General features: G+C 42.3%; 26 protein-coding genes. 8 read left to right on the top strand and 18 right to left on the bottom strand.

Annotated features, from left to right (window positions below; all coding sequences use genetic code 11):
- Positions 1-54 precede the first annotated feature (54 nt).
- Positions 55-432 (bottom strand): DUF4296 domain-containing protein, encoded by a 378-nt coding sequence (locus WJR50_RS09440; protein ID WP_341293010.1) that lies wholly within the window; start codon positions 430-432, stop codon positions 55-57.
- A gap of 135 nt (positions 433-567) precedes the next feature.
- Between WJR50_RS09440 and WJR50_RS09435 the strand changes: the two genes are divergently transcribed.
- Entirely contained in the window at positions 568-1,347 is a 780-nt protein-coding gene (locus tag WJR50_RS09435) for a phospholipase D-like domain-containing protein (protein WP_341293009.1), read from the top strand.
- 7 nt (positions 1,348-1,354) lie between these two features.
- On the opposite strand, the gene WJR50_RS09430 is transcribed toward WJR50_RS09435, so the two are convergent.
- From WJR50_RS09430 to WJR50_RS09415, 4 genes are all read right to left on the bottom strand, one after another.
- Complete coding sequence (locus WJR50_RS09430) at positions 1,355-2,233, bottom strand: YicC/YloC family endoribonuclease (protein WP_341293008.1); 879 nt, start codon at positions 2,231-2,233, stop codon at positions 1,355-1,357.
- 148 nt (positions 2,234-2,381) lie between these two features.
- Positions 2,382-2,975 (bottom strand): guanylate kinase, encoded by a 594-nt coding sequence (gene gmk / locus WJR50_RS09425; protein WP_341293007.1) that lies wholly within the window; start codon positions 2,973-2,975, stop codon positions 2,382-2,384.
- Positions 2,976-3,227, bottom strand: coding sequence for a hypothetical protein (locus WJR50_RS09420; protein WP_341293006.1), 252 nt, complete (start codon positions 3,225-3,227; stop codon positions 2,976-2,978). It abuts the gene before it with no gap.
- A 56-nt stretch (positions 3,228-3,283) separates the two neighbouring features.
- Positions 3,284-3,943 (bottom strand): sigma-70 family RNA polymerase sigma factor, encoded by a 660-nt coding sequence (locus tag WJR50_RS09415; RefSeq protein WP_341293005.1) that lies wholly within the window; start codon positions 3,941-3,943, stop codon positions 3,284-3,286.
- A 191-nt stretch (positions 3,944-4,134) separates the two neighbouring features.
- Between WJR50_RS09415 and WJR50_RS09410 the strand changes: the two genes are divergently transcribed.
- Both WJR50_RS09410 and WJR50_RS09405 read left to right on the top strand, forming a co-directional pair.
- Entirely contained in the window at positions 4,135-4,623 is a 489-nt protein-coding gene (locus WJR50_RS09410; protein ID WP_341293004.1) for a DUF4293 domain-containing protein, read from the top strand.
- An 18-nt stretch (positions 4,624-4,641) separates the two neighbouring features.
- Complete coding sequence (locus WJR50_RS09405; protein ID WP_341293003.1) at positions 4,642-5,193, top strand: hypothetical protein; 552 nt, start codon at positions 4,642-4,644, stop codon at positions 5,191-5,193.
- 3 nt (positions 5,194-5,196) lie between these two features.
- Here the strand turns inward: WJR50_RS09405 and WJR50_RS09400 are convergent, their stop codons facing one another.
- The 3 genes from WJR50_RS09400 to WJR50_RS09390 form a co-directional block, all read right to left on the bottom strand.
- On the bottom strand, positions 5,197-5,967 hold the full coding sequence (locus tag WJR50_RS09400; RefSeq protein WP_341293002.1) for a LytR/AlgR family response regulator transcription factor: 771 nt from the start codon (positions 5,965-5,967) through the stop codon (positions 5,197-5,199).
- A gap of 10 nt (positions 5,968-5,977) precedes the next feature.
- Positions 5,978-6,982, bottom strand: coding sequence for a sensor histidine kinase (locus WJR50_RS09395; protein ID WP_341293001.1), 1,005 nt, complete (start codon positions 6,980-6,982; stop codon positions 5,978-5,980).
- Between the two features lie 83 nt (positions 6,983-7,065).
- On the bottom strand, positions 7,066-9,432 hold the full coding sequence (locus tag WJR50_RS09390) for a TonB-dependent receptor (RefSeq protein ID WP_341293000.1): 2,367 nt from the start codon (positions 9,430-9,432) through the stop codon (positions 7,066-7,068).
- Between the two features lie 250 nt (positions 9,433-9,682).
- Between WJR50_RS09390 and htpG the strand changes: the two genes are divergently transcribed.
- Positions 9,683-11,506, top strand: a complete 1,824-nt coding sequence (gene htpG / locus WJR50_RS09385) for a molecular chaperone HtpG (RefSeq protein WP_341292999.1) — start codon at positions 9,683-9,685, stop codon at positions 11,504-11,506.
- Positions 11,507-11,583: 77 nt separating this feature from the next.
- Here htpG and WJR50_RS09380 read toward each other — a convergent pair whose 3' ends face one another.
- Positions 11,584-12,552 carry an NAD-dependent epimerase/dehydratase family protein gene (locus tag WJR50_RS09380; RefSeq protein WP_341292998.1) on the bottom strand — a complete coding sequence of 323 codons (969 nt, stop codon included), beginning with the start codon at positions 12,550-12,552 and terminating at the stop codon, positions 11,584-11,586.
- 204 nt (positions 12,553-12,756) lie between these two features.
- Here WJR50_RS09380 and kbl point away from each other — a divergent pair, with 204 nt between their 5' ends.
- On the top strand, positions 12,757-13,947 hold the full coding sequence (gene kbl / locus WJR50_RS09375) for a glycine C-acetyltransferase (protein WP_341292997.1): 1,191 nt from the start codon (positions 12,757-12,759) through the stop codon (positions 13,945-13,947).
- A gap of 83 nt (positions 13,948-14,030) precedes the next feature.
- Here kbl and WJR50_RS09370 read toward each other — a convergent pair whose 3' ends face one another.
- From WJR50_RS09370 to rpsT, 5 genes are all read right to left on the bottom strand, one after another.
- Positions 14,031-14,417 carry a hypothetical protein gene (locus WJR50_RS09370; protein WP_341292996.1) on the bottom strand — a complete coding sequence of 129 codons (387 nt, stop codon included), beginning with the start codon at positions 14,415-14,417 and terminating at the stop codon, positions 14,031-14,033.
- Positions 14,396-14,809: a HEPN domain-containing protein gene (locus tag WJR50_RS09365; RefSeq protein WP_341292995.1), complete on the bottom strand. Its 414-nt coding sequence runs from the start codon at positions 14,807-14,809 to the stop codon at positions 14,396-14,398. The genes WJR50_RS09370 and WJR50_RS09365 overlap by 22 nt, the downstream gene beginning before the upstream one ends.
- Before the next feature lie 24 nt (positions 14,810-14,833).
- The gene (locus tag WJR50_RS09360; RefSeq protein WP_341292994.1) at positions 14,834-15,442 is read right to left on the bottom strand and encodes a DUF1684 domain-containing protein; all 609 of its coding nucleotides are present in this window, start codon (positions 15,440-15,442) and stop codon (positions 14,834-14,836) included.
- A gap of 106 nt (positions 15,443-15,548) precedes the next feature.
- On the bottom strand, positions 15,549-16,253 hold the full coding sequence (radC, locus tag WJR50_RS09355) for a RadC family protein (protein WP_341292993.1): 705 nt from the start codon (positions 16,251-16,253) through the stop codon (positions 15,549-15,551).
- Between the two features lie 89 nt (positions 16,254-16,342).
- Positions 16,343-16,597 (bottom strand): 30S ribosomal protein S20, encoded by a 255-nt coding sequence (gene rpsT / locus WJR50_RS09350; RefSeq protein ID WP_341292992.1) that lies wholly within the window; start codon positions 16,595-16,597, stop codon positions 16,343-16,345.
- A 424-nt stretch (positions 16,598-17,021) separates the two neighbouring features.
- Here rpsT and WJR50_RS09345 point away from each other — a divergent pair, with 424 nt between their 5' ends.
- Genes WJR50_RS09345 through murA form a run of 3 tightly spaced genes read left to right on the top strand, consistent with a single transcriptional unit; the run spans position 17,022 to position 21,250 of the window.
- Entirely contained in the window at positions 17,022-19,280 is a 2,259-nt protein-coding gene (locus WJR50_RS09345; RefSeq protein ID WP_341292991.1) for an ATP-dependent helicase, read from the top strand.
- Between the two features lie 29 nt (positions 19,281-19,309).
- A complete protein-coding gene (locus tag WJR50_RS09340) occupies positions 19,310-19,939 on the top strand; it encodes a DUF4290 domain-containing protein (protein ID WP_341292990.1) in 630 nt (209 codons plus the stop codon).
- 3 nt (positions 19,940-19,942) lie between these two features.
- Positions 19,943-21,250 carry a UDP-N-acetylglucosamine 1-carboxyvinyltransferase gene (gene murA, locus WJR50_RS09335; protein WP_341292989.1) on the top strand — a complete coding sequence of 436 codons (1,308 nt, stop codon included), beginning with the start codon at positions 19,943-19,945 and terminating at the stop codon, positions 21,248-21,250.
- A 61-nt stretch (positions 21,251-21,311) separates the two neighbouring features.
- Here murA and recJ read toward each other — a convergent pair whose 3' ends face one another.
- The 4 genes from recJ to fumC form a co-directional block, all read right to left on the bottom strand.
- Complete coding sequence (gene recJ, locus WJR50_RS09330) at positions 21,312-23,018, bottom strand: single-stranded-DNA-specific exonuclease RecJ (protein ID WP_341292988.1); 1,707 nt, start codon at positions 23,016-23,018, stop codon at positions 21,312-21,314.
- 23 nt (positions 23,019-23,041) lie between these two features.
- Complete coding sequence (locus WJR50_RS09325) at positions 23,042-23,563, bottom strand: hypothetical protein (protein ID WP_341292987.1); 522 nt, start codon at positions 23,561-23,563, stop codon at positions 23,042-23,044.
- Between the two features lie 158 nt (positions 23,564-23,721).
- Positions 23,722-24,378, bottom strand: coding sequence for an Ezrin/radixin/moesin family protein (locus WJR50_RS09320; protein ID WP_341292986.1), 657 nt, complete (start codon positions 24,376-24,378; stop codon positions 23,722-23,724).
- 49 nt (positions 24,379-24,427) lie between these two features.
- The gene (gene fumC, locus WJR50_RS09315) at positions 24,428-25,828 is read right to left on the bottom strand and encodes a class II fumarate hydratase (RefSeq protein WP_341292985.1); all 1,401 of its coding nucleotides are present in this window, start codon (positions 25,826-25,828) and stop codon (positions 24,428-24,430) included.
- Positions 25,829-26,025 lie beyond the last annotated feature (197 nt).

Genomic DNA, 26,025 nt, shown 5'->3' with positions numbered 1-26,025 from the left:
CCTGATTTTCAGGCAGGTAGGTAATCATACTATAAATCCAAAGTTCCCTTGCTCTTATTCTTCTGATATTCCCAGGTCTTTATTCTTTTCTATGCTATTGAGTACACTCAGGCTATCAACTACCGCACTATATATTTCATGCATTTTTTCCATATCTGCCAGATAGTACTCGTAGCTCCGGTAATAAGCTGAATCGTTTATCTGATGTTTTTCAAACAAAGCTTTCTCGTAGTTTCTAAAAATGATTTCCAAAGAATCTCTATCATTCACCTGAACGTAACCCATTTTAGCTTCTGCGATGTGCATATCTACCAGGAATGAAATCATCTTCTCTTCCGGCACTAGTCCGTTTGGCTTTTGAATCATTTCTTCCTGCTGACAAGCTGATAATATCAGCAATACTCCTAAGCACATCAGTAATTTCTTTATCATACTTCTGTTCATTATTTATATGATGGCTCCAGCCTTGGGGTCACAAAGCTAACACAAAAATGATGTAAAAAGAGCCTTTCGTATCATGAAAGCCTGATTACAGCGTTATACCTCCTACAAACCTTATAATTTGCTATGCAGGCTGCTATTAAAGATGCTACTATCCATATGGGTACCTCTGTAGGTAAGCAACTCCTGGAGGATATTCATTCTGCCCGACAAGAAGTTACTGTACTCTCTCCTTTCCTTAATGAAGAACAAATGCATTTGCTCCTTAAGCTTCATGAGCAAAATATACGCATTACACTCATCACTACTCTTTGCCACAATATGATCGGAAACCTCCGGGCTTATGACTTTCGTGAAAAGCTTATTAAACAACACAAGCGGAAAGATCCGGATGCGGAGCATAAAAAAGAGTCGCTCAAAGGACTGATTACTTTTTTATACATTGCTTTTATTGCTTTCGTACTGGGCTGCATATATACCTATTTTTACTATTACACTTACGCCCAGGTCTGTATGCTTCTTCTAACCATCCTTACCTTGATTGTGCTTTTTGCAGCAGCATCCGAGCTGCGCAACACCTCTGTTTACCGATATTCCTATAAAACGCTCTTTCCTCTCAAGATATTTATTGACCCTAGCAACCGAAGCATCAAAAATAGTAGCAAACACTTTATTCATGCCAAGGCATTCATCATAGATCAAAAAATTGCTTATCTGGGATCAGCTGATTTTACCTGCTTGTCACTTAGTAGCAATTATGAGTCTATCATACGCATAGAAGACAGAGAAGCTATTCAGGAGTTACATTCCGAAGTCATGCGTCTGTACAAAAGTACTTCAGAAGATATGGATTTTGTCAATGTAGAAGAATGGGGAAAAATGATTTATGATGAATCGCTAAAGTAAATCCTCTTTAAAGCACATTCAATACCTGCTCTTTAATCTTTTCCAACTCTTCCTTCATGCCTACTACTGAATGCTGTATGGTAGAATCATTGGCTTTGGAGCCTATAGTATTGATCTCCCGCCCCATCTCCTGAGAGATAAACCCCAGCTTTTTACCGTGAACGTCAGTGCTACTGAGCACTTCTTCAAAATAATTCAGATGGTTGGTCAGACGCACAATCTCTTCGTTCACATCCAGTTTTTCTATATAATAAATGAGCTCCTGTTCAAAACGATTCTGGTCTACAATATCTTTGGCAAAAGACTCTTCTAATTGCGTTTGTAATTTCTGCCTCAATCGCTGATCACGAACCGGAGCCTGTTTTTTTACTTCTTCCAGCGCCGTTCTGATATTAGCTGAGCAAAGGGCAAAATCTTTCATCAATGCATCTCCTTCCTGCTTTCTAAACTGGTCACATTGAATCAAAGCCTCTTTCAGCACCGACTTGACCGCGTTCCACACTTCTTCATCAGCATTTTCCTGTACCAGGGGTTGCAGCACATCCGGTGACTGCACTGCCAGCCGAAACAAGTCATGCTCAGAGGCCTGTAGCTCATTAGCAGTCTCTTTGTATAAGTAGTAGTAAGCTTTAAGTAACTCCTGGTTTACCGCCGGATCGCCCCCCATCTGACCTTTACCTCTGAAATCTACCAGTAAGGACACCTTGCCCCGCTGTAATTTTTCGGAGACCAATTGCCTCACTTCTATCTCACGATCTCCAAAGAGCCTGGGTAGTTTGAGGTTAACATCCAGATATTTTGAGTTGAGGGTTTTTACTTCAACAGTAATATCAAAGAGCGAAGACTCCTGATAGGCCTTACCGTAGCCAGTCATTGACTTAATCATAAATCTAAATTAATATGACAAAACGATCATGGAAACTACCTCCTTGAGGCGAACTGCCTCACAAATAAATTTTGTTTAGAAGTAGCTCCATGCCACCCAAATACGTGCAGTAAATAATATAAAAATTCAAAGATGAATGAACAGCAGCTTATTTAGAAGAAGAAGCCAACTCACCTTTCTGCACAAATTCCTCATAGTAATGCTGCGCCTGCTCCAGCGTATCTTCCAACTGATCGTTGACCAGTGTTACATCAAAATATTTTTCATACTGAAGTTCTTCCTCTGCTTTGGAGATACGTTGCGCTAAGCTTTCCATAGATTCAGTATTTCTGGAAGCAAGTCTCTCTTTCAGTTTTTCTACTGAGGGCACTTTTACGAAAACTGCTAGCGCACGATTGCCAAAATATTTTTTGAGATTTACTCCCCCCTGTACATCTACATCAAATACTACATGTTTACCTTGTTGCCAGATACGTTCAATTTCAGACTTAAGCGTACCATAATACTTTCCTTCATATACTTCTTCCCATTCTATGAAGGCCTTCTCTTCTATGCGTGCTCTAAAGTCTGCAGGAGTCATAAAATAATAATCCCGACCATCAACCTCATTGGGTCTTTTTGATCGGGTACATGCTGAAATTGAGAAGCTCAGATCTGTATTATGTTCTAGTAAGTACTTTACGATAGTAGTTTTGCCTGAGCCAGAAGGGGCCGAGAAAATAAATGCTTTTCCTTGCTGCATTTAAGAAGCTTGTTTGATTCGGTTGCGTATGCTGCTGAGCAATTCTTCAGGAGCAGATAAGCTACCTAATTTTTGTTTAATAGCCACCCGGAAAGCAGTTTCCTTTTCATAGCATTCCAGAACCTCAGGCCAGAATTTTGCATGTTGATGGAAAAAATCCGTATCCTCTAAGTTAGCTTCACGATCTAATACCAAGGGCAAAAGCTCCATGCAACGCTTGTACTGTGGACTTTCTCTAGATAAGGTCTCCATATTTGCAAGGTTAAAAATTCTATAAATCTAGGTTGTAACTGTTGTTAAAAAAATAATTAATAGCCCATAGAGTCGGCGTATGATTTGAGCTTTTCTTTAAGAAGATTTCTTGCCCTATGCAATCTCGACCTAACTGTACCTATGGGAATATCCAAAATTTTAGCCATCTCTTCATAAGTAAACCCTTCCAGGTCACAAAGAATAATGACAGTTCTAAAATCTACCGCCAGTGAGTTTAAAGCTGTGGATACCTCATCACCGATCATATCCTGTACAGATTCAACCCTTAGGTCAGTAGTGATGCTTTCATCAACTCCTTCAGAATTGTAATAAGTTTCTACCTCCTGGTAATCTACCTTGGAAGGTTGCTTACTCTTTTTCCTGAAATCATTAATGAAGCTGTTTTTTAAAATCCGAAACAACCATGCCTTGGCGTTAGTTCCGCGTTGAAATGAATCAATGAAACGAAAGGCCTTGAGGTACGTCTCCTGTACCAGGTCTTTGGCATCATCTTCATCATAGGTCAGCCGATAGGCGAAATTATACATCGAGTCTATTTGTGGCAGAAATTCATTGTCAAAAATTTCAACTTTTTCCCGCTCACTATATTTTGGACGTTGATCTTCGGAACTTTGCACGTTCTCTTGCTGCTTGTTAGCTTCAGAGTTATTAGCAATATCTTTTTGATCAACTTTTTTATCTTTATTATCAGCCATAGTGCTAATTATTTTTTCTTTTCAAATTCAACGGTCACGAAGAGATGAATAGTATCCATTTACTTCGTCCGCTATACATTAAACTTCTGTAAATGAATAAAGTTATAGCAAATCTTAATATCTTCGTGCCGAATTGCATAACCTGTATATTTACGTAAAAATTACAATATTGATATCGAATTACCTGAGCTATGTTACAAAGAATACAATCAATTTTTTTACTGGGAGTAGGAATTTGCATGGGCCTGATGCTGATTTTTGACATATGGCAGGAGACAGATCTCGAAGAAGGAGAGCAGGTAGTATTGAATGCTTACTACCTCACGGTAACTGAGTCTGCCGAAGGTGCTGCAAACCAAATTACTGTGGAGCAGGGCACCTGGGTAATCGCCATCCTGGCAGTGCTGGCTACAATTACCGCATTCTATGAAATCTTTCAATACCATAATCGTCTGACCCAGATAAAGCTGGGAGCACTGAACAGTCTTTTTATGGCGGGAGCACTGGGCGCTTCAGTCTGGTACAGTTTTGAGGGAGAAAAAATTGTAAATGAAGCCACTCGCGGCAGTTACGATATTGGCTTCATCCTGCCCTGTATCGCGCTCTTGCTAAATGTAATGGCCAACCGTTTCATCCGCCGTGACGAAAAACTGGTGCGTTCTGTAGACCGCCTGCGCTAAACTTTTTGAGTTTAGGACATGGAGGATAGCCCCTATGTATTTGTAGAACACGATGATATCAGCTATCAAACTCGTTTGAAGGGAGTAAACTTTTCAAACGAATGGCTACAGATCAGAGAGGATGGGCAAATCATAGTTTTGGGTTCTAACCCTGAATGCAATGGCTATGCCTGGGATGGCTGTTCTCCCAAGTTTTTCTTTTTAGATGTCTACTTTGGCACACCTGATGGTATTATTAACAGGGAGACGCGTAAGCCACTCACCTACTTTGCTTCTCTTGTCCATGATGTGTTGTACCAGTTTCGTGATGAGTACAGAGATCAGGTTTCTCGTAAAATTATCGATCAGATTTTTCTGGATGAGCTCCGCCGGCAGCGTTTTCGCCTCGGTGGTTTGTATTTCTGGGTAGTCAGGATTTTTGGCTGGATCTACTGGCAGGATATCATGCGCAAATATTCCTGGACCAAGTATATTTTCCTGCTCATCTTCCTTGCTTTACTTTGGTTAATCTTTTTTGCTTTTACCTCAGCGGTCCAGTGGTTATATGGCTGGCTAAGTGCTCTGTTTTAATATTCAGCTCTCAAGCCACACTCTGAAAGGCTTGGCTTTACTTTTACTCACCACCACATCTTCATCAGAGGCGGGGGTTACCAGTAGTTTGTAACGGTTGCTGAAATAAGTATGAATCTGCGAGATGGCTTCCAGTTGAATAATGTACTGCCGATTAATACGGAAAAATTTGGTAGGAGAAAGCAAGTTTTCCAGTTGTTCCAAAGTATAATCCACCACATACTTTTTTCCTTCCCGCGTGAACAGAAAAACAATTTCATGCTCTGTACGAAAATAGGCGATATCTTCATCACTGATGGGAAGTATCTGCTCCCCTTTTTTCACCAGAAATCGCTTTTTATAGCCCTGCTTTCCACTGTGATTTAAGCTGTCCAGCAACTGTTCCAGCTTATGTACATGTTCAGTATCTGAAAACTCATGTTTCAGCTGTTTGTATTTTTCAATCGCCTGGCTGAGTTCAGTGAGTTTGATCGGCTTCAGCAGATAGTCTATACTCTTGACCTTAAAAGCTTTGATGGCATATTCGTCATAAGAAGTGGTGAACACAATGGGAGCTTTGACGATAGTGTTCTCATAAATTTCAAAGCTCAGGCCATCCGAAAGCTGAATATCGGATAAGATAAGGTCAGGAGCGGGATTTTGGTCAAACCATTTGAGAGCAGTTTCCACGCTGTCCAGCACTTCTACAACTTCAATAGATTCGGGCAAATCCTGCAGCAATCTTTGCAGTCTTTCAGCCGCTGGGTACTCATCTTCTATGATCAGAATTTTCATGGGCAGTATATCAGGAAGTAATCAAAGGTAAGCGGACAGAAAATAAATCGGCAGTGCTGCTGATTTCTACCTGTTTTACAGTCAGCAGCGCGTAGCGGTTGACAATATTTTCCAGGCCGGTCTTGGTAGATTTTTCCAGTATATTTTTCTTCTGGATATTGTTTTCCACCACCACGTAGCCGTGCCGGTCAACCGCAATGCTGAGTGTAAGCGGTTTATCTTTGGAAATGATGTTATGCTTCAGCGCGTTTTCTACTAATATCTGCAAGCTCAAGGGTGCTACCCGCTGTTCCATGCTTTCTTCCGGAATATCGTTTTGCACCAGCAGGTTGTCACGGTAACGCGTTTTGTTGAGGTAAATGTAAGCATGCACAAACTCCAACTCTTCTCTCAGGCTCACGGTTTCCTTTTGTTTGCTGAGCAATACATAGCGATACACATCCGAAAGCTGCTCCAGATAATGCTGCGCATCTTTGTTCTGAGGGTCAATCAGAGCCGACAGCGTATTAAGACTATTGAAGAGGAAATGCGGGTCAACCTGGCTTTTTAGTACTTCAAATTGCGAGCGTATATTTTCTTTGGCCAGAGATTCTGAGCGCTGAAAGTTCTTTTTCCATTCTTCAAAAAAATAGGCTCCTTCATAAATAGAAAGGATAAAAACGGTAGGGATCAAATTAGAGAGAGCCATGAGGTGCCACTCTCCGGGATGGCATACCGCTATATCAAACTGGGCAAAAAAATAGGCTATCAATAAGGTAACGGCAAAAGTATATCCAATACCAATAGGGATCTGGATCATCAGACGACGGGTAGTTTGCTCATTGTATGGATATAGCTTGCGCATTTTCATTACAATCGTTCGGTTTCCTTCCCACAAAGTGAAAGTGAATGAAAAGGAAACAAGAAATTCTCGCAGCACTGCCTGCCAGCTGGTGAGCTGATGATCATCATACAATAGCATGAAAAATATGCTCAAGAGTGGAATACCTATTAATCTGAGCGTTCTCTCTTTCATAAGGATCTGAGGTAAGGGAAGAAAGGCTATGTCAAAGCCTTTCCTCAATTTAGGTTTTTTCCCTGACATTTTTTTACAGAATTTTAGAAGAGTATTCTATACTGTGGTACAGGGAAAAAACCGATCTGGTACTGTGTCTGTACGCTGTTGGTGCGGGGGTTATAGACTCTGGCAAACTCATTCTGATTGTTGCTAATATTTTGTAGATCTATGCCAAACTCATGGGTTACCTTAGGCGCATTGATGCGGTAGGAGATTTTTAGGTCGGCCCGCAGATAATCATTCAATTGTTCTGAATATGCTTTCTCATCCTGAAGTATCTCATAGCCTGCATCTGCCGATGCTTCAAAGTCTATTGGAGTAATCCTGTTACCTCCCGAAGCGGTCATCTTTACATCAATGTTTAATGTATTGTTCTTTCTGCCAATCTTAAATTCCTTTCCGCCCAATAGGTTAGCAATGTAGTTTCCACTGAAAGCGGTATTGCGCCATACGCCATCGCTCCCTTTGTACTCCGACTGATAGAGCGAAGTAGTGAGCAGAAAGTAATAACCCCGGCTATAGTATTTCTCCAAAGTCAGTTCCAGCCCGTAGTTTCTGCCCCTGCCAGCATTGACCAGAAAAGTTTCATCTATTGGGGCAAAGTCCGCACCGGCATTGAGCATAGAGAACGAAGAAGGAGTACTGCTTACCGGAGCATTACTGATGTCTTGATAATAGGTTTCTACTTTGAACATCATATCCTGGGCAAGGCTATTGCTGTAAGAGAGCACATAGTGATCGCTATGGGTGAAATCTAAATCTTTGTTGGATTCCACAAAGCTGCCATCCGCCAACATGGATTGGGTAAAGTACACTTCCAGGGGCTGAATCTGGCTGTGCCTGCCGTAGCCTATGCCGATGGTCTGGCGAGGATTAAGTTCGTACTGGAGTCCGGCTCTGGGTCCGACTGCCTGACTGCCACTTACTTCAAACTGCTGATAGTTAATACCTGTATTCAAGGTCAGCTTATCGCTAAATCTGTGCTGCCACTGAGCGTAAACCTGGGTGAGTAAACTTTGTCCTTCGGTATTTCTTAATGACTGCTCATCACCAGGCACCAGACGGGAATTTACCAGGTCAAAGTCATAAAGGTCCAGGATGGCTCCGGCAGAAACATTGTTTCTGGCATTAAACTTTTTGTTGAGCATCAGGTGGGTAGAGTACTTGTTGTTGATAAAGTCAGCACTCTCCAGCGGTATGGGACTGCGATCTTCAATGCTTAGAGAGTCACTGTAAAAATGCTCTTCCTGACGAGAGGCCGCTACTGATAATTTGTAATACGTATTCTTATTAAAATAATACAGATGCGATAATCCTACGATTCCGGTTCGGTAATCCACGTAAGAGTCTTCATTCTCACTGCCATACAAATTGTCGGAAGATTCCAGGTCTTCTTCGCTACCCAATAAGTCTATATTACTTCTACCACCAATACCGAAGAGGGTAAAGCGGCCTGCTTTGGCAGTGGGCACATCTACTTTGAAAGTCAGATCCTGATATTCGGGGGTAGCGGAACCTGTACCAAAGTCAATGCCCAGCGCCTGAAAGGCACCCAAGGTAGAATAACGATAATTGGCAAGGTATGAAGCTTTGGAGTTTTTGGTAAATGGCCCTTCAGCACCCAGTTCAAAGCCATTGAAACCGACCTGACCCAGATATTCTCTCTTCTCATTATTTCCGCTGCGAAGCTGCAAATCAAATACGCCGGCCAGGGCATTGCCATATTCAGCCGGAAAAGCAGCGGTCAGGAAATCGGATTTGTCCAGGGTATTGTAGTTGAGCAGACTTACCGGCCCGCCCGAGGCACTCAATGAACCATAGTGGCTGGGATTAGGAATATTGATCCCTTCCAGCCTCCACAGCAAACCACTGGGAGAATTACCCCGAATGATGATGTCGTTGCGGTCATCATTGTTGGCGGCTACTCCGGCAAAGTTAGCGGCCATACGGGCCGGATCGTTTCGGCTACCTGCATAACGCCCGGTTTCTTCCAGGTTAAAAGAACGGGCACTTACGGTAGTCAGCTCATTATTGGTGGTGGTCTTTTCCGGAGCGGCAGTAATGACGATTTCTTCGCCCATCAGGATTTTTTCCTCCAGCTTGATATTGATGAAAGCTTCTTTACCTGATGTAACGACTACATTAGGAATCACCTGCTCCTCATATCCCATAAAACTGATCCTGAGCGTTTGCCGACCTACGGATACATTAGTAAGCCGGTAGTAGCCTTGCTCATCGGTGGCAGTACCAATGAGTGGAGAAGTTTCAGCCACAATAACATTTACACCCACCAGGGGAAAATCGGACTGTGCATCCACAATGCGTCCGCGAATACTTTGGGTAACCTCCTGCGCCCAAAGCGAAACAGTCATAAAGCTTATGATCAGGGTAAAGAGTATCTTTTTCATGATGTGATTGGTTAGATAGTTCTGAATACTACTTTCCAAATTTGTATCAATACCTACTGACAAAAATTTTTTTCGGGGTGAGCGGGAAGAATAAGAGGATGAGTGGAATATATAGATGGGCTGACAGGATTCTCATATTATCTGACAAGCTGTCAGCAAAATCGGCGAAACCACCTTTATTTTTAGGGTGGAATAACTTTTGACCCTCGCTTAAAAAACTAACATCTAATTTCCTAAAACCTATAATATTATGGTAGAAGAAAAAGGTACGATATCCATTAATACCGAGAATATATTTCCCATTATTAAGAAATATCTGTACTCGGATCATGAAATTTTCCTGCGTGAGCTGGTTTCCAACGCAGTGGATGCCACTCAGAAACTGCGCCGCCTGGCCTCAATGGGCGAGTACAAAAAAGATCTGGGCGATCAGAAAATCAAAGTTTCTGTCAATAAGGAGCTGAAAACCATCACCATCAGCGACCATGGAATTGGTATGACCGCCGAAGAGGTGAAGAAATACATTAACCAGATCGCTTTTTCCGGTGCTACTGAGTTTATTGAAAAGTACAAAGACAAAGGAGAGGATAAGCAGATCATTGGTCACTTCGGACTCGGTTTTTATTCCTCTTTTATGGTGGCTGATAAGGTAGAGATCTTCACCAAATCTTATCAGGAAGATACCGAAGCGGTACGCTGGGTTTGTGATGGAAGCACGCAGTTTGAAATTGAACCCACCGTGAAGAAAGAGAGCGGAACCGACATTGTACTGCACCTCAATGAAGATTCAGAAGAGTTTCTAGAGAAGCCTCGCCTGCAGGGCATTCTTGACAAGTACTGTAAATTCCTGCCGGTAGAGATTGAGTTTGATGAGAAAGTCATTAATAATCCTAATCCCCTCTGGACGAAAGCACCTGCCGACCTGACGGATGAGGATTATCTTAAATTTTACAAAGAACTTTACCCATTTGCGGAAGATCCATTATTCTGGATTCACCTCAATGTAGATTATCCTTTCAACCTGACAGGGATTCTTTATTTCCCCAAGATCAAAAATGAGCTGGAGCTGAACCGCAACAAAATTCAGCTGTACTCTCGCCAGGTGTTCATCACCGATGAGGTGAAAGATGTAGTGCCCGAGTTTTTGATGCTGCTCCACGGTGTAATTGACTCACCTGACATTCCACTCAACGTTTCGCGTAGCTATTTGCAATCTGACAGTAATGTGAAGAAGATCAACAACCACATTACCAAGAAAGTGGCGGATAAATTACAGGAGCTGTTCAAGAAAGACCGTAAGGCTTATGAAGAGAAATTTGACAACATCGGTCTCTTCGTCAAATATGGCATGATCTCCGAAGATAAATTTTATGACAAAGCCGTAAAATTTGCCTTGTTTAAAAACACTGAAGGAGAATTCTACACCTTTGACGAATATCGTGAGAAAGTGGCAGCCAACCAGACAGACAAAAACGGTAGCGTAACTTATCTGTACACCAACGATACAGACAAGCAGCATGCTTTTGTAGAGTCGGCAAAAAATAAGTCTTACGATGTATTGGAGCTGGATGGTCCGCTGGACAATCACTTTATCAATATGCTGGAGCAAAAGCTGGAGAAAACTACGATGAAGCGGGTGGATGCCGATACAGCTGATAAACTGGTAGAGAAAGATGAGAAGATAGAAAGTGTACTCTCTGAAAAAGAGCAGGAAACTGTAAAGAGCATCTTTGAAAAAGCTATTAACAACAAGGCAATGACCGTAACGGTAGAGTCTATGTCACCGGATGAACTGCCGGTGGTAATCACCTTGCCAGAATTTATGCGCCGTATGAAAGACATGGCAGCGATGGGTGGCGGCATGGCTATGATGGGCAATATGCCTGACCAGTATTCGGTGGCTGTCAACGGCAACCACCCATTGGTAGATAAAATCCTGAAAGCTGAAACAGAAGAAAAGAAAGAGCAAATCGCCAAGCAGGCTGTGGATTTAGCCAAACTTTCGCAAAATATGCTGAGCGGAGCGGAGCTGACGCACTTCATCAAGCGCAGCCTGAATGTGATGGCTGAATAAGCATACGAGTAGCTTTATAATGAGGAAGCCCACTAATAAAGTGGGCTTCCTCATTTTATATATAATAGGTAAACCTTTTAAATATTAATCGCAGTTTCTGCCTCTTTCATTTTTTTCAGGTTCTCCAGCATATCAGCTGACATGGCTTGTAAATCAAACTGAGGTTTCCAGTTCCAGTCTTCTTGTGCTTTGGTGTCATCTATGCTGTTGGGCCAGCTATCGGCAATCTTCTGACGAAAATCAGGCTGGTAATCAATCTTAAAATCAGGCATACTTTGGCGGATTACCTCAGCAATGTCAGCAGGGGAACAACTGAAACCGGCCAGATTATAGCTTGAGCGTACGGTAATTTTTTCTGCATCAGCTTCCATCAGTTCTGTAGTAGCCCGCACAGCATCCGGCATGTACATGAGAGGCAAAATAGCATCTTCTTTCAGGAAGCAGTGATAAGTCACTTCTTCCAGCGCTTTGTGATAAATCTCTACCGCAAAATCTGTAGTTCCTCCCCCAGGCAATGCTTTGTAGCCTATCAGTCCGGGGTAACGCAGGCTACGCACATCTACTCCAAACTTCTGCGCATAGTAAGCACACAACCGCTCACCCGAAAGCTTGCTGATACCGTACATAGTGGTAGGCGAAGTGATGGTTTCCTGAGGCGTATTTTGCTTAGGAGTAGTACTGCCAAATACTGCAATAGAACTCGGCCAGAAGATTTTATTGATTTTGCCATCACGTGCCAGTTCCAGTACATGCATTAGTCCATCAATATTCACCTGCCAGGTGAGCATAGGGTTCTGCTCTCCTTTAGCTGATAGAATAGCTGCCAGCAGGTAGATGTCCGTAATTTTATATTTTTCTACCAAAGCATAAAGTCGATCTTTATCCAGTATGTCTAGGGGTTCAAAAAGGGCATGTTGCTTTTTCGGGGGGTGAATATCGGAGGTAATTACTTGCTCATAACCGTATTTTTCTTGGAGGGCCACTGTAAGTTCAGTTCCTAACTGTCCGTTGGCACCTATTACTAAAATCTTCGTTTGCTCTGTCATATCATGCTTGCCTGTCAGGCATTTATCTTAAGAAGGTCTCTTTAATTCAGGTTTTTCTAATTATTATTCAACAAACCACTTATTTTTGACCGCAAAACTACGAAATTTGCAAAGTCTCAATCAGCTGAGATATAAATTATTTTTTAATACATAACGATACTGAAGCAGTATAGTTAGTTAAGCAGAACTCAAATACCATACCTTATGTACGAAACACTAAAACCTGCCCTGGAAAAGGAACTGGCAGATATCAAAGAGGCCGGTCTATATAAAAATGAACGCGTGATTACTACTCCTCAGGGTGCAGTGATCAAAACTACCACCGGTAAGGAAGTCATTAACTTCTGTGCCAACAATTATCTCGGTCTTTCTGCCCATCCCAAGGTGATAGAAGCCGCCAAAAAAACCATAGATACTCATGGCTATGGCATGTCCTCAGTACGCTTCATCTGCGGTACACAGGACATTCATAAAACACTGGAGAAAAAGATTTCTGAATTTCTGGGCATGGAAGATACGATTCTTTATGCTGCTGCTTTTGATGCCAATGGGGGAGTTTTTGAGCCACTCTTAGGCCCAGAAGATGCCATCATTTCCGATGCACTCAACCATGCCTCTATTATTGATGGGGTGAGGTTGTGTAAAGCGCAGCGCTTCCGCTACCAGCATAATGATATGCAGGATCTGGAAGAAAAGCTGAAGGAAGCACAGAGTGCCCGTCATCGCATCGTCGTTACTGATGGTGTCTTCTCCATGGATGGTACCATTGCCCAATTAGATAAAATCTGTGACCTGGCAGATAAATACAAAGCCCTGGTAATGTCGGATGAATGTCATTCTACCGGCTTTATGGGGAAAACCGGCAGAGGTGTACATGAATATCATGATGTGATAGGCAGAGTAGATATCATTACCGGAACATTAGGTAAAGCACTGGGTGGAGCTTCCGGCGGATTTACCAGCGCCCGCAAAGAAATTGTGGATTTGCTACGTCAGCGCTCTCGTCCATATCTTTTCTCTAACACTTTGGCCCCTTCTATCACCGGAGCTTCCATTGCGGTAATTGACCTGCTTTCTGAGACTACTGAGCTGCGCGATAAGTTGGAAGAAAACACTACTTACTTCCGCAAGCAAATGACTTCCGCTGGCTTTGATATCAAACCCGGAACCCATGCCATCGTACCTATCATGCTGTACGATGCGCCGCTGGCGCAAAAGTTTGCAGAAAGATTACTAGAAAAAGGGATTTACGTGATCGGTTTCTACTATCCGGTAGTACCCAAAGGACAGGCTCGTATCCGGGTGCAGATATCCGCTGTACATGAAAAAGAACATCTGGACAGAGCCATACAGGCTTTCAAAGAAGTAGGCGAAGAGCTTAGTGTATTGAGTTAACTTACCTGTTCAAAAAATCTTTTTTCACCTCCTTGCCAGGCGATCTTGTCAAAGAGTCAGCTTCGGTGAGGGGGTGTTTTTATTTAATTTACTCTATATATGTAAGCATCTTCAATAAGAGTCCCATTAATTACATCACCTGAGAATCTAATTCCAGACATACTTTTACCCGTCTTGACCACACTACGTAAAAGCTGATTTAATTCATGCTTCGGACTAATTAAAGTAATTGCATCTAATGGAATATTTAGCGTACTCCTATTTCTATCAAGAACTCCCCAGATTTTTGCATAGGTTTTTTTACGTCCTTGAATATCAATACTAGGCATTGCAAGCATAAGCCTCCACTCTTCTACCTCAGCAAGATAAAACCAAAACGCGCTAGTAACCTCCAAACCTGACTTATCAAGCTCTTCAAGTACTTTTTTTCCTTCTTCTAAATCTATACCTACCAATATTTTCTTATCCATTGCATTATTCCATTTTTGCGATGAGTAACTGCGGAGTAAAGGTCTTCTGCCTCTAACTGAGAGTTTTTCTTGTATCTGCTTACTTCAGACCAATCCCTAACTACCTGCCAATTCAGCTTGAAATCATCATTTTCTTGCGATTGTTTATCTAATTCAATAGTCAAACCAGCTACCTTAACCAAAGTACTAACAGCATGAGTATGACTATCATTTACAACTTTCTTATCTGGAAAGTCATATTGTTTAACATTTCTTGCGATACAAGCCTTTAGGGCACACTCCACTGCATAACCACACAAATAGTAGGCTCCATCGGATAACTCATTATCTAACAAAATTTTAGCTTCCTTTAATCTTATCTTTGCTAAATCTTGTAAACCTTTTCTATTCATTCCATTTAATTTACAAAAAGCTTTTCATTTCTTATAAGCCTTTTCTCCAGCTCTTATAGAGATATCCAGTATATTTTCTTTGGGAGGTAGTGGGCAGCTATAGGTGGGATTGTAGGCACAATAAGGGTTATAAGCTTTGTTAAAATCCAGCTCTATACTTTTGCTGGTACGGGCAGGCATTTCAATATCCAGATAACGCCCTCCTCCATAGGTCTCTTCTCCACTGGTCGCATCCGCAAAGGGCACAAAAAGCTTTGTCTGTGAATCAAAAGGCTGCAATACCAGCAAGCGAGCCTGTTGCCCCTCTATTTCAAAATCTGCATAGGCATAGCGGATGTATTTCTCTTCCTCCCCGGTAGAGGTAGGCATTTGCAAAAGCTTCTGGCTTTGGATTGGTGTCAATCTTGCCCTTACTTTGTAGGCAGGATTAGGTTCATAAAAATCCAAACCATTAAAAGGAATATCTTCCGGGGCAAAAGGCGACTCATCAGAAGCGCGCATAAAGCGTTCTGTCCTTTGCCTTTCTTCAGCTATACGCTCCACATATTCCTCATCGGATTCACCACCCTGCAGGGCATAAATGATACTAACAGCAATAACTATAATAACAATAACAGGAATAACCTTTTTCATAACTTTACTAACCTACAAACAGAAAACACACTTTGTCTAATTGACAGCGCACTAAATTTATAAGCAAAAAGCAGTAAGACAATAATAAGTTCAAAGAAAACTTTCTCTACAAAATACCTTCGTCGGCAAAGCTGTAATAAGCATGGTCAGTAAAGATAAGATGGTCCAGCACAGGAAGGTCCAGGCTTTTGCCTGCCTCTTTGAGTTTACGGGTAAGCTGCATATCTGCCTGACTGGGAGTCAGATTACCGGAGGGGTGGTTATGCACCAGAATGATTGAGCTGGCTAATTTATCCAGTGCTTTCTTAAAGATTACTTTTGGGTCGGCTACTGTACCGGAAACGCCGCCCTCACTGATCATCTCCGGCTTGATCACCAGGTTGGCCCTGTTGAGCAGGATAATCCAGAATTGTTCTACTGACTGATCCATCAGGTAAGGCTGCATGACGCGATAAGCATCTTCTGAACTGGTAATTTTCTCTCGCTTTACTGGCTCTCCTGCTTTGCGACGTCTGCCCAGTTCCAGAGCACTGACAATGCTAATGGCTTTTGCCTCTCCAATACCATCAAATTTTTGCAGGTCCACCACCGAGAGCTTAGCCAGTTCATGAAGGTTATTATCCACACTGGCTAGGATTTCTTTGCTTAGATCAACTGCACTTTTCTTCCGGGTACCAGAGCCAATCAAAATAGCGATGAGTTCGGCATCGGTAAGCGCCGCTCTGCCTTTACTGAGTAGCTTTTCACGAGGGCGATCTTCCTCAGCCCAGCTTAGTATTCCAGTGTCACGAGAAGCGTAGCGGCTTGCCATTGTATTTGCTTTGATTTTGGAGGCTAAAGCAAATAAAAAAGCCTCACACTAAGAAAGCGTAAGGCGCTGTAATATCTTGATGTAAGAATTTACGCAAGTTGATTCACATGCTTGGCAAGTTTTGCCTTCTTATGCGCTGCGTTGCTCTTATGAATAATATTCTTTTTTGCCAGCTTGTCTAACATTGAAGAAACTTTCTTATACAACTCCTCAGCCTCAGACTTGTCTGTAGTATTTCTCAGCTTTTTCACAAAAGTACGAGTAGTCTTCAACTGATAACGGTTTCTCTCACGTCTGGTCTCAGAAGAACGAATACGTTTTAATGCAGATTTATGGTTTGCCATCGCTTAAATATATTTCTTTACTGTCTCTAACAGGAATTTTCTGCTCTTAGTTTAAAGAACTGCAAAGATATAGGTATTCTTTAAAATATCAAAAGTATCACTAAAAGTATGTGACAAATTTTTGCTCCATATTATTACGATACTGATTTTATTATCTTAACAGAACAAAATTACCTCTTCACTCTTTCTATTCGCATAAAAGCAACAAAAAAAATTGCGAAAAGGACACGGAGAAGAAATCTTTAGCCTTATATATTGTTGTTTTGTTTTACAACAAAAGAAGCTTCATCTTTGGCTTTTTAAGATGCTGATTTTTTGATGAATATGCACTAAATTGGCAGCTTCATATCTGAAGCCTGCGCCTGCCTTTCTTAATGAATAAGAGAGACTTATTGTAAATTGCACGGGAAAAACCTGAGACTTTATGAATTTTCTGGACAGCTTGAATGAACCGCAACGGAATGGGGTCACCAATACAGAAGGACCAACCATGATTATTGCCGGTGCAGGTTCCGGCAAAACAAGAGTACTAACCTATCGTATTGCTTACCTTATTAAGGAAAAAAATGTAGACCCATTTAACATACTTGCGCTTACTTTTACCAACAAAGCGGCCAAAGAGATGCGCGACCGTATTGAGAAAGTGGTTGGTACCGAAGCCCGCAACCTCTGGATGGGCACCTTTCATTCCATTTTTGCACGTATCCTCAGGGCTGAGGCAGCTAAGATTGGTTACCAAAGTAATTTTACGATTTACGATACTGACGACTCCAAGTCGCTGATCAAAAATATACTTAAAGAACTTAAACTGGATGATAAGGTATATAAGCCCGGTATGGTGCTCAACCGTATCTCCAGTGCCAAAAACCGACTGATCTCCTGGAGAGAGTACAACGATAATCCGATGATCCGGGCGGAAGACGAAAGCGCCGCCAAACCTCATATTGGTAAAATCTATAAAACCTATGTGCAACGCTGCTTTAAGTCGGATGCGATGGATTTTGACGATTTGCTCTTTAATACCAATGTACTCTTCAGAGAACACCCTGATATATTGAATAAATATCAGCACCGTTTTCATTATGTGCTGGTGGATGAGTTTCAGGACACCAACTTTTCTCAATACCTGATCACTAAAAAGCTGGCTGCTGTACGACGCAACATCTGCGTGGTGGGAGATGACGCACAAAGTATTTATGCTTTCCGTGGGGCTGATATTCAGAATATCCTCAATTTTGAAAAGGATTTTTCTGACCTTCAGGTATTTAAGCTGGAGCAGAATTATCGCTCTACCAAGAATATCATTGAGGCTGCCAACTCGGTGATCAGTAAAAACAAAGCACAGCTCAAAAAGCATATCTGGACCACCAATGAGGAAGGCACATTGGTAGAAATGATCAAGGCTACTTCTGACCAGGAAGAGGGGCGACTGGTAGCCTACTCTATTTTTGAGCAGAAAAATAATGATCACGCCCGCTACAGCGATTTTGCCATTCTCTACCGTACCAACAGTCAGTCCAGGGCGATGGAGGAAGCGCTGCGCAAAAGAAATATTAAGTATAAAATTATCGGCGGTTTATCCTTCTATCAGCGTAAAGAGATCAAAGATATCATCGCTTATATGCGTTTTGTAGTTAACCAAAGCGATGAGCAGGCTTTCCGCAGGATTGTGAACTTGCCCAAGCGAGGAATCGGTGCTACCACGGTAGACAAAGTCATCGTAACCGCTTACGAGCAGGACATTACGATATGGGAGGTATTAAACAATGCACATAAATTCTTTAGCGGACGTACCGCCAATGCACTCACAGCTTTCAAGGATATGATGAAAGGCTTTATGCTGGAAGCAGAAAAGAAAGATGCTTTTGATGCTGCTTCGCATATCGCTAAAGGTTCCGGCTTGTTGCGTGAGCTTTATGAAGATAAAACTATTGAAGGACTCAACCGCTACGAAAACGTGCAGGAACTCCTCAACGCGATCAAAGAGTTTGTGGATAATCCTGAGGTGGAGGACAAAAGTATGGGCGCTTTTTTACAGGAGGTAGCTTTGCTCACTTCAGTAGACCAGTCGGAAGATGATGGAGAAGACAGGGTTACCATGATGACCATCCACATGGCCAAGGGACTGGAGTTTCCTTATATCTATGTAGTGGGCATGGAAGAAGACCTCTTTCCATCTCAAATGATGCTGAGCAGCCGCAATGATCTGGAAGAAGAAAGAAGGCTATTCTACGTAGCCATTACCCGCTCCATGAAAAGGTTGGTACTTTCTTATGCTTTGTCCCGTTATCGCTTTGGTAGATTAAAAAACTGCGAGCCCAGCCGTTTTCTGGAAGAAATTGATCCTGCTTATGTGATGGTCAATAAAGCCATGGGAAGCCGCTCGGTGGTAGGCGATACGGAACATGCCCGAGTATTGCTAAAAAGTATCCAAAGAGACCGCAGCCGAAAAGCGATGCCCAACAACAATCGTAGCAGCTATAAACCTTCACCGGATTTTGCGCCAAGTGATACCAGCCGCCTGGAAGCAGGTATGAAGGTAGAGCATCCTAAGTTTGGATTTGGCGTAGTGAAAAACCTGGATGTGGAAGGTGCAAACCGCAAGGCCAAGGTTGAGTTTGATGATTTTGGTGAGAAAACCCTGCTGCTCAGCTTTGCCAAACTAAAAATTCACGATGAATAAAAATTATTTTTTACAAAAACCAATGTAAAATGTTTGAATATAACACAAGTAAGTCCAATGTCATCCTCAAAGAATACGGCAGAAATGTACAGAAACTTGCCGAGCATATCATGACCATTGAGGATCGTGATAAACGTACCCGATATGCGACCACTTTGGTAGAATTGATGCGCCAGCTCAATCCCAGCGTGCGTGAGAACAATGAAACTACTCAAAAACTTTGGGATGACCTTTTCATCATGACCAATTTTGAGCTAAATGTAGATGCTCCTTATCCCATGCCTGAGGTAGATATTCTTACCAAAAAACCAAAAAGACTCTCATATAATACAGACCCTGTTACCTATAAGCATTATGGCAAGAATATTGAAAAGCTCATAGACAAAGCTATCGCTACAGAAAGCGAAGAAGAGCGCAAGGGAGCCATCATCTATCTTGGTAAACTGATGAAAGGATTTTATCAGACCTGGAATAAAGAAAATGTAGATGATGCGGTTATTATCAAAAATATCAAAGAAATATCAGGTGGTAAGCTGGATATTTCGGTAGATGAAGTAAAAAATAATAACCTTTTTGATTCTCAGAAAGGAGGAGGAGGAGGAGGAAGCCGCTCAAAAGGCCGACGAGGCTCAGGAGGCAATAACAGACGAAAGAAATAAAGAATGGCAAGTTTCAAGATTGAAGGAGGTCACAAACTCCAGGGAGAAATTATACCACAAGGTGCAAAAAATGAAGCCCTACAAATCCTATGTGCGGTACTGCTAACTCCCGAGCAGGTTACTATTCACAAAATACCCAACATCCGTGATGTGATGAAGCTCATTGACTTACTAAAGTCCATGGGCGTAATGGTGGAGCAGATAGGAGAAGAATCTTACACTTTTAAAGCGGCTGATGTTAATATTAGCTACTTAGAATCAGATGACTTTTCTAAACAGGCCACTGCTTTGAGAGGGTCTATCATGATTCTCGGACCTTTGTTGGCCCGCTTTGGCAAAGGCCGCATCCCAATGCCAGGAGGAGATAAAATTGGTCGCCGCCGTTTGGACACACACTTCATTGGTCTGCAAAAACTCGGAGCCAGATTCCACTATGATGCTGCTAACAAATATTACAGTGTAGAAGGAGAACACCTTACTGGTTCTTATATGTTGCTGGACGAAGCCAGTGTAACGGGTACTGCCAATATTGTGATGGCTGCTGTGATGGCTGAAGGAACTACTACTATCTACAATGCTGCATGCGAACCCTATTTACAACAACTTTGTGCGATGCTCAATCGCATGGGCGCGAAGATCAATGGTGTAGGTTCTAACTTGCTCCGTATAGAAGGCGTATCTTCACTGGGAGGCACTGAGCATACTATGCTGCCCGATATGATTGAGATCGGAAGCTTCATCGGTATGGCTGCCATGACTAACTCTGACATTACCATTAAAGGTGCCAGAGTAGATATGCTGGGCATTATTCCTGATACTTTCCGTAAGTTGGGTATCCATTTTGACATTGAAGGAGACGACATTCATGTCTATAATAACGAAACTTACGAAATTGAAACCTTTATTGATGGTTCTATCATGACTATCGCTGATGCCATCTGGCCGGGTCTTACTCCTGACCTTTTGAGTATCATTCTGGTAGTGGCTACCCAGGCTAAAGGTACCGTCCTTATTCATCAAAAAATGTTTGAAAGTCGCCTCTTCTTTGTAGACAAACTGCTGGATATGGGCGCTCAGGTTATTCTTTGCGATCCGCACCGTGCTACAGTTATCGGTCTGGACAGAAAACAGTGCCTGAGAGGTATTTCTATGACTTCACCTGACATCCGTGCCGGAGTAGCATTACTCATTGCCGCTATGTCTGCTGAAGGAAAAAGCACGATTTACAATGTAGAGCAAATTGACCGAGGCTATCAGTACATTGATAAAAGACTTCAGGCTTTAGGCGCCCGCATTGAAAGAAATGACTAATGATGATTGATTAGTCAGTGTAAATTAAAAAAAGTATTGAAGGAGCTTATCGCTCCTTTTTTTATTCCATTGGTTTAATATCCCGAATCATCAGTTGTAGAGAAGTATTTCCGTTGTAGTGGTTTTCTTCTACATTATAAGCCATTTTAAAAGGTTTGCCTTCCAGTACCAATTCATAGAAGTGTGCCATTCCAAAACCAATAGCATTGTATATTTTCTGGCTACCCTCCTGGCGTACACTAAACTTTAAGTGCTGCTCTTTCAGAATCTGCGGATAGCCATACACCATCAGATGATCACTCATGAAAATGGGCCGCATATTACCTGGACCAAAAGGAGCAAACTGCTTGATAATATTAAAAAACTTGGGCGTTATATCCGCCAGATTTATCTGCACATCTATATTGACCAGAGGTATAAGCTGATCTGCACTAATGCTCTCAGAAACAATCTCCTCAAACTTTTTTTGAAACAAAGGTACATTTTCCAAAGGCAGCGTAAGTCCGGCAGCATATTTATGTCCGCCAAACTGATCCAACAGATCGGAACAGGCCTCAATAGCGGAGTATACATCAAACCCATCTACTGAACGGGCAGAACCAGAGGCTTTACCATGAGATTCTGTAAGAATAATAGTTGGACGATAATGCTTCTCTATGCAGCGGGAAGCCACAATCCCTACAACCCCTTTGTGCCAGTCATTCTTGAAAAGAACGGTAGCTTTTGCCTGAGCCAGCGTAGCATTACCCTCAATCATTTCCAGTGCCTCCTGCGTCATGAGGGTATCATACCCTCTTCTTTCTGTGTTCTGCACATTGAGTTCATTAGCCATTTTCATGGCACAATCCTCAGTCTCAGCCAGTAGAAGTTGAACGGCCGCTTTGGCATGTTCCATACGTCCGGCAGCGTTGATACGGGGAGCAAAGCCAAAAACGATATTCTCAATATTGATCTCGTTTTTCAAACCTGCCAGTTGAGCCAACGCCTGTAAGCCTGGGCGAGGAGACTCATTCAGTCTTTGTAAACCAAAATAACTAAGAATACGGTTTTCACCGGTAATAGGCACAATATCCGCAGCGATGGCTACGGCTACCAGATCCAACCACTCTGCCAGCTCTTTATGATGGCTTTTAGTTCGCACGCATAAGCCATGCAGCAACTTGAAGCCTACGCCACAACCACAAAGTTCTTTAAAAGGATAATTGCAACCTTCCTGCTTAGGATTGAGAATAGCGTGAGCAGGGGGGAGCTGTTCACCCGGACGATGGTGATCACATACAATAAAATCAATATTTTTCTTTCGGGCTTCGTTGATCAACCCTACGGCCCTGATGCCGCAGTCCAAAGATATGATTAAAGAGAAACCATTTTCCGCCGCATACTGTATCCCTTCTTCAGATATGCCATAACCTTCTTTGTAGCGGTCAGGAATATAATACTCTATATGCTCATAGAGGGTATGAAGAAAGCCATAGGCCAATGCTACAGAGGTAGTTCCATCCACGTCATAATCTCCGTAGATCAGGATTTTTTCCTCTCGCTCCATAGCCATCAGCAGGCGATTGACCGCATGCACCATATCTTTCATCAAGAAGGGATCATGCAGCATTTTGAGGCTAGGCCTAAAAAAACGCTTTGCGTCATCAAAAGCGCCAACCCCCCGCTGTATCAGCAAATTTGCCAAAGCAGGGTTGACGTTGATATCTTTTGCTAGTTGTTGGACAGTCTCTTCATCTGCTGATTCCTGAAATACCCACCGCTTCTCCATTACATTCCTTTTTAGCGCAAATATTATTTAGTGAAACTAAATGTGTACTCAATGGTAAAATCATCTACTCCTAACTCTTCTCCTCCCATAGCTTCCAGGTCTATATCAGTGTCATCAAGGGTTAAAACAACCTGAAGTGCACTATTGCTAAGCTCCTCTATGCTAAATACCAGATTTTGAATATCATTACTATTAATATCAAGCGTAAGCTCCTGTTCATTGGAGCTCAATGCCCAATCATCAGGTGCTGAAGAGGTTTGATTAGTAACCACATAAGTATTATCCTCATTAAATGTAATGGTAGTATTAGGAGGAAACAAATCATCAGCGATTACAGCCAGATCTTCCTCAAACTCTGCAGCATCATCAGCAAATGGTGAGTTTTGTATGCTTTCTTTGGTTAATGTAAATCCACTGAGTGTAATGCTATAATCTGTCAGTTCATTGGACTGAATCGTCCATGTACCGATTAACAGGTCTTCTCTACTTACTTCATCATCATCGCTACAAGCCTGAAAAAGAAAGCTTGCAGCCAATAATGACATTAAGAAAAGTTTGAAATGAGGTTTCATTGTAGTGATGGGGTTTTATTTTTGTGTGTAAATATAAAGATGACGAACCTTAAGGAATAATACAACATAAAAAAAGCGTATACTCCTAACAGGTATACGCTATTCATATTGTTATCAGATTTCTTTGTTTACTATTCGGTATTCTGATTGCTGCGTAAATCTTCCAGTACTTCCTTGATAGGTACTCTAACACCATCGCGGTAAGGAACAATCCAGGCATCTTTCACCCCCATCGCTCTTAGGTACTTTTTGAACTTGTCAGCCTCCCAGTAGTCGCGGAAGTTACCCAAAGTATAAATTTGTAAGCCCTGAGCATCTGTTTCTCCATTGAAATTTTCGCTGGTGTCCAGATATGCTTCCAGATTTTTGTCGCGGTAAGCACCGATTTGTACTCTGAATACCAAACCTTCGTCATACTGATTGGATAGTGGCACATTTTGCTCCACCTCTGGTTTGGCCTCTAGCTCAGCACGGGCTTCCTGAAGCTGATTTTCCAATCGCCTTACCTGATCTTTCAGTTGCCTGATTTCGGAGTCCTTACTTTCTGACGCCTTTTGCAGAGAGGTCACCTCACCTTGCAATTCGCTGGCCTGTTGTTTAAACTCATCCTGCTTATTTCTTAAAGCTTCAAAGTCAGCCGGACTCATTTTTTTCAGCTCTTTCAGTTTGCGCTTTTGCTCTTTCTTCAGACGTTTTCTTTCTTTTTTGGAAAGCTCCTGAGCCTGCGAGACTTCAGGAACTACTGTCATCGTAAAGAACAAGAGCGCTACAATCCATAGATACTTCATGGTGTTAATAGTATGTTGTAAGTAGCACTTAGCTTATTTAGCAAAGTTTTTACTTCAAACTTCCTACCATATTTTCAGGAACTACCCACTCATCAAACTGTTCATTGGTCAGTAGTCCGCTGTCAATGGCTGCTTCACGTAAGGTTGTCCCCTCTTCATAAGCTTTCTTGGCAATTTTTGCAGCATTTTCATATCCAATATGGGTATTTAATGCAGTTACCAACATCAAAGAATTCTCAAGGTTTTTCTTGATCACCGGAACATTGGGCTCTATACCTACTGCACAATTATCGTTAAAGGACTCACAGGCATCACCTATCAGCCTTGCGGAATTAAGCAGGTTATAGATCATCATGGGCTTGAAAACATTCAACTCAAACTGTCCGTTCATTCCCCCCACACTTACCGCAGCATCATTTCCAACAACCTGAGCACATACCATGGTAAGCGCCTCGCATTGGGTAGGATTCACTTTACCCGGCATAATGGAGGAACCTGGTTCATTGGCAGGGATAAGAATCTCACCAATACCACAACGAGGCCCGGAAGCCAACATACGGATGTCATTGCCTATTTTCATAAGGCTAACGGCCAGTTGCTTCAATGCTCCTGAACTTTCTACTATGGCATCATGAGCCGCTAACGCTTCAAATTTGTTAGGCGCAGTCACAAAAGGATGACCAGCATGCTTGGCAATTTTCTCTGCTACCAGCTTGGCATAGCCTTCGGGGGTATTTAGCCCAGTACCTACCGCGGTACCACCCAGAGCCAATTCAGAAAGGTGCGCCAACGTATTTTTGAGCGCCCGCATGCCATGATCTAATTGCGCCACATATCCGCTGAACTCATGGGCCAGTTTAAGCGGCGTAGCATCCATAAAGTGGGTACGGCCAATTTTGACGATATCGCCGAAGGAGTTTACCTTATCATTCAGCGTATTTCTGAGTTTTTCTATCTTAGGTAGGGTTTGCTCCACAATCATACTGTAAGCCGCAATGTGCATAGCCGTCGGAAAAGTATCATTTGACGACTGCGACTTGTTTACATCATCATTGGGATGAATTTTTTTCTTAGCATCACCCAGTTCTCCTCCCATCAGCACGTGGGCACGGTTGGCTACCACTTCGTTTACATTCATGTTACTCTGAGTACCGGAGCCGGTTTGCCATACTACCAGAGGAAATTGTTCATCATGCTGCCCACCCAAAATCTCGTCACAAACTTTGGCGATCATTTCATACTTTTCTTTGTCTAGTACCTTAAGCTCATAGTTAGCTTCAGCCGCAGATTTTTTGAGGATAGCAAAAGCATGAATAATTTCCATGGGCATCTGCATAGATGCTCCGCCAATCTTAAAGTTCTCTCGGGAACGTTGGGTTTGTGCCCCCCAATACTTATCGGCAGGCACCTGAATTTCGCCCATCGTATCTTTTTCTATTCTGTAATCCATGTGTAATTACGCTTGTAAGGGTAAAAAATGTGATTGTTTACGTATACAGCAAATTTATAAAATTTATTCACTCCTGCATTCACAACCTGTATTAACTACGGCTGTTCTGTCTGGTAGTTAAAATGACTGTAACCCTTATGCATATCCTATTCCTTCCTATATTTGTCCGTATTTCTTTCGTGTCTACCGGGCACGAT

The sequence above is a fragment of the Catalinimonas locisalis genome (genome assembly GCF_038039535.1).
GTDB lineage: Bacteria > Bacteroidota > Bacteroidia > Cytophagales > Cyclobacteriaceae > Catalinimonas.
Note: the sequence above shows the minus strand (reverse complement) of the source record. Positions and strands in the feature narration are given on the sequence as shown.

Coding starts and splice junctions, on each gene's coding strand:
- WJR50_RS09415 (WP_341293005.1), bottom strand. CDS start 3,943: ATGGCTGATAATAAAGATAAAAAAGTTGATCAAAAAGATATTGCTAAT.
- fumC (WP_341292985.1), bottom strand. CDS start 25,828: ATGGATTACAGAATAGAAAAAGATACGATGGGCGAAATTCAGGTGCCT.
- WJR50_RS09395 (WP_341293001.1), bottom strand. CDS start 6,982: ATGAAAGAGAGAACGCTCAGATTAATAGGTATTCCACTCTTGAGCATA.
- murA (WP_341292989.1), top strand. CDS start 19,943: ATGGCAAGTTTCAAGATTGAAGGAGGTCACAAACTCCAGGGAGAAATT.
- htpG (WP_341292999.1), top strand. CDS start 9,683: ATGGTAGAAGAAAAAGGTACGATATCCATTAATACCGAGAATATATTT.
- recJ (WP_341292988.1), bottom strand. CDS start 23,018: ATGGAGAAGCGGTGGGTATTTCAGGAATCAGCAGATGAAGAGACTGTC.
- WJR50_RS09390 (WP_341293000.1), bottom strand. CDS start 9,432: ATGAAAAAGATACTCTTTACCCTGATCATAAGCTTTATGACTGTTTCG.
- WJR50_RS09360 (WP_341292994.1), bottom strand. CDS start 15,442: ATGAAAAAGGTTATTCCTGTTATTGTTATTATAGTTATTGCTGTTAGT.
- WJR50_RS09380 (WP_341292998.1), bottom strand. CDS start 12,552: ATGACAGAGCAAACGAAGATTTTAGTAATAGGTGCCAACGGACAGTTA.
- WJR50_RS09345 (WP_341292991.1), top strand. CDS start 17,022: ATGAATTTTCTGGACAGCTTGAATGAACCGCAACGGAATGGGGTCACC.
- WJR50_RS09340 (WP_341292990.1), top strand. CDS start 19,310: ATGTTTGAATATAACACAAGTAAGTCCAATGTCATCCTCAAAGAATAC.
- WJR50_RS09410 (WP_341293004.1), top strand. CDS start 4,135: ATGTTACAAAGAATACAATCAATTTTTTTACTGGGAGTAGGAATTTGC.
- WJR50_RS09440 (WP_341293010.1), bottom strand. CDS start 432: ATGATAAAGAAATTACTGATGTGCTTAGGAGTATTGCTGATATTATCA.
- WJR50_RS09435 (WP_341293009.1), top strand. CDS start 568: ATGCAGGCTGCTATTAAAGATGCTACTATCCATATGGGTACCTCTGTA.
- kbl (WP_341292997.1), top strand. CDS start 12,757: ATGTACGAAACACTAAAACCTGCCCTGGAAAAGGAACTGGCAGATATC.
- WJR50_RS09430 (WP_341293008.1), bottom strand. CDS start 2,233: ATGATTAAGTCAATGACTGGCTACGGTAAGGCCTATCAGGAGTCTTCG.
- WJR50_RS09320 (WP_341292986.1), bottom strand. CDS start 24,378: ATGAAGTATCTATGGATTGTAGCGCTCTTGTTCTTTACGATGACAGTA.
- WJR50_RS09325 (WP_341292987.1), bottom strand. CDS start 23,563: ATGTCATTATTGGCTGCAAGCTTTCTTTTTCAGGCTTGTAGCGATGAT.
- WJR50_RS09405 (WP_341293003.1), top strand. CDS start 4,642: ATGGAGGATAGCCCCTATGTATTTGTAGAACACGATGATATCAGCTAT.
- WJR50_RS09365 (WP_341292995.1), bottom strand. CDS start 14,809: ATGAATAGAAAAGGTTTACAAGATTTAGCAAAGATAAGATTAAAGGAA.
- rpsT (WP_341292992.1), bottom strand. CDS start 16,597: ATGGCAAACCATAAATCTGCATTAAAACGTATTCGTTCTTCTGAGACC.
- WJR50_RS09400 (WP_341293002.1), bottom strand. CDS start 5,967: ATGAAAATTCTGATCATAGAAGATGAGTACCCAGCGGCTGAAAGACTG.
- WJR50_RS09420 (WP_341293006.1), bottom strand. CDS start 3,227: ATGGAGACCTTATCTAGAGAAAGTCCACAGTACAAGCGTTGCATGGAG.
- WJR50_RS09370 (WP_341292996.1), bottom strand. CDS start 14,417: ATGGATAAGAAAATATTGGTAGGTATAGATTTAGAAGAAGGAAAAAAA.
- radC (WP_341292993.1), bottom strand. CDS start 16,253: ATGGCAAGCCGCTACGCTTCTCGTGACACTGGAATACTAAGCTGGGCT.
- gmk (WP_341293007.1), bottom strand. CDS start 2,975: ATGCAGCAAGGAAAAGCATTTATTTTCTCGGCCCCTTCTGGCTCAGGC.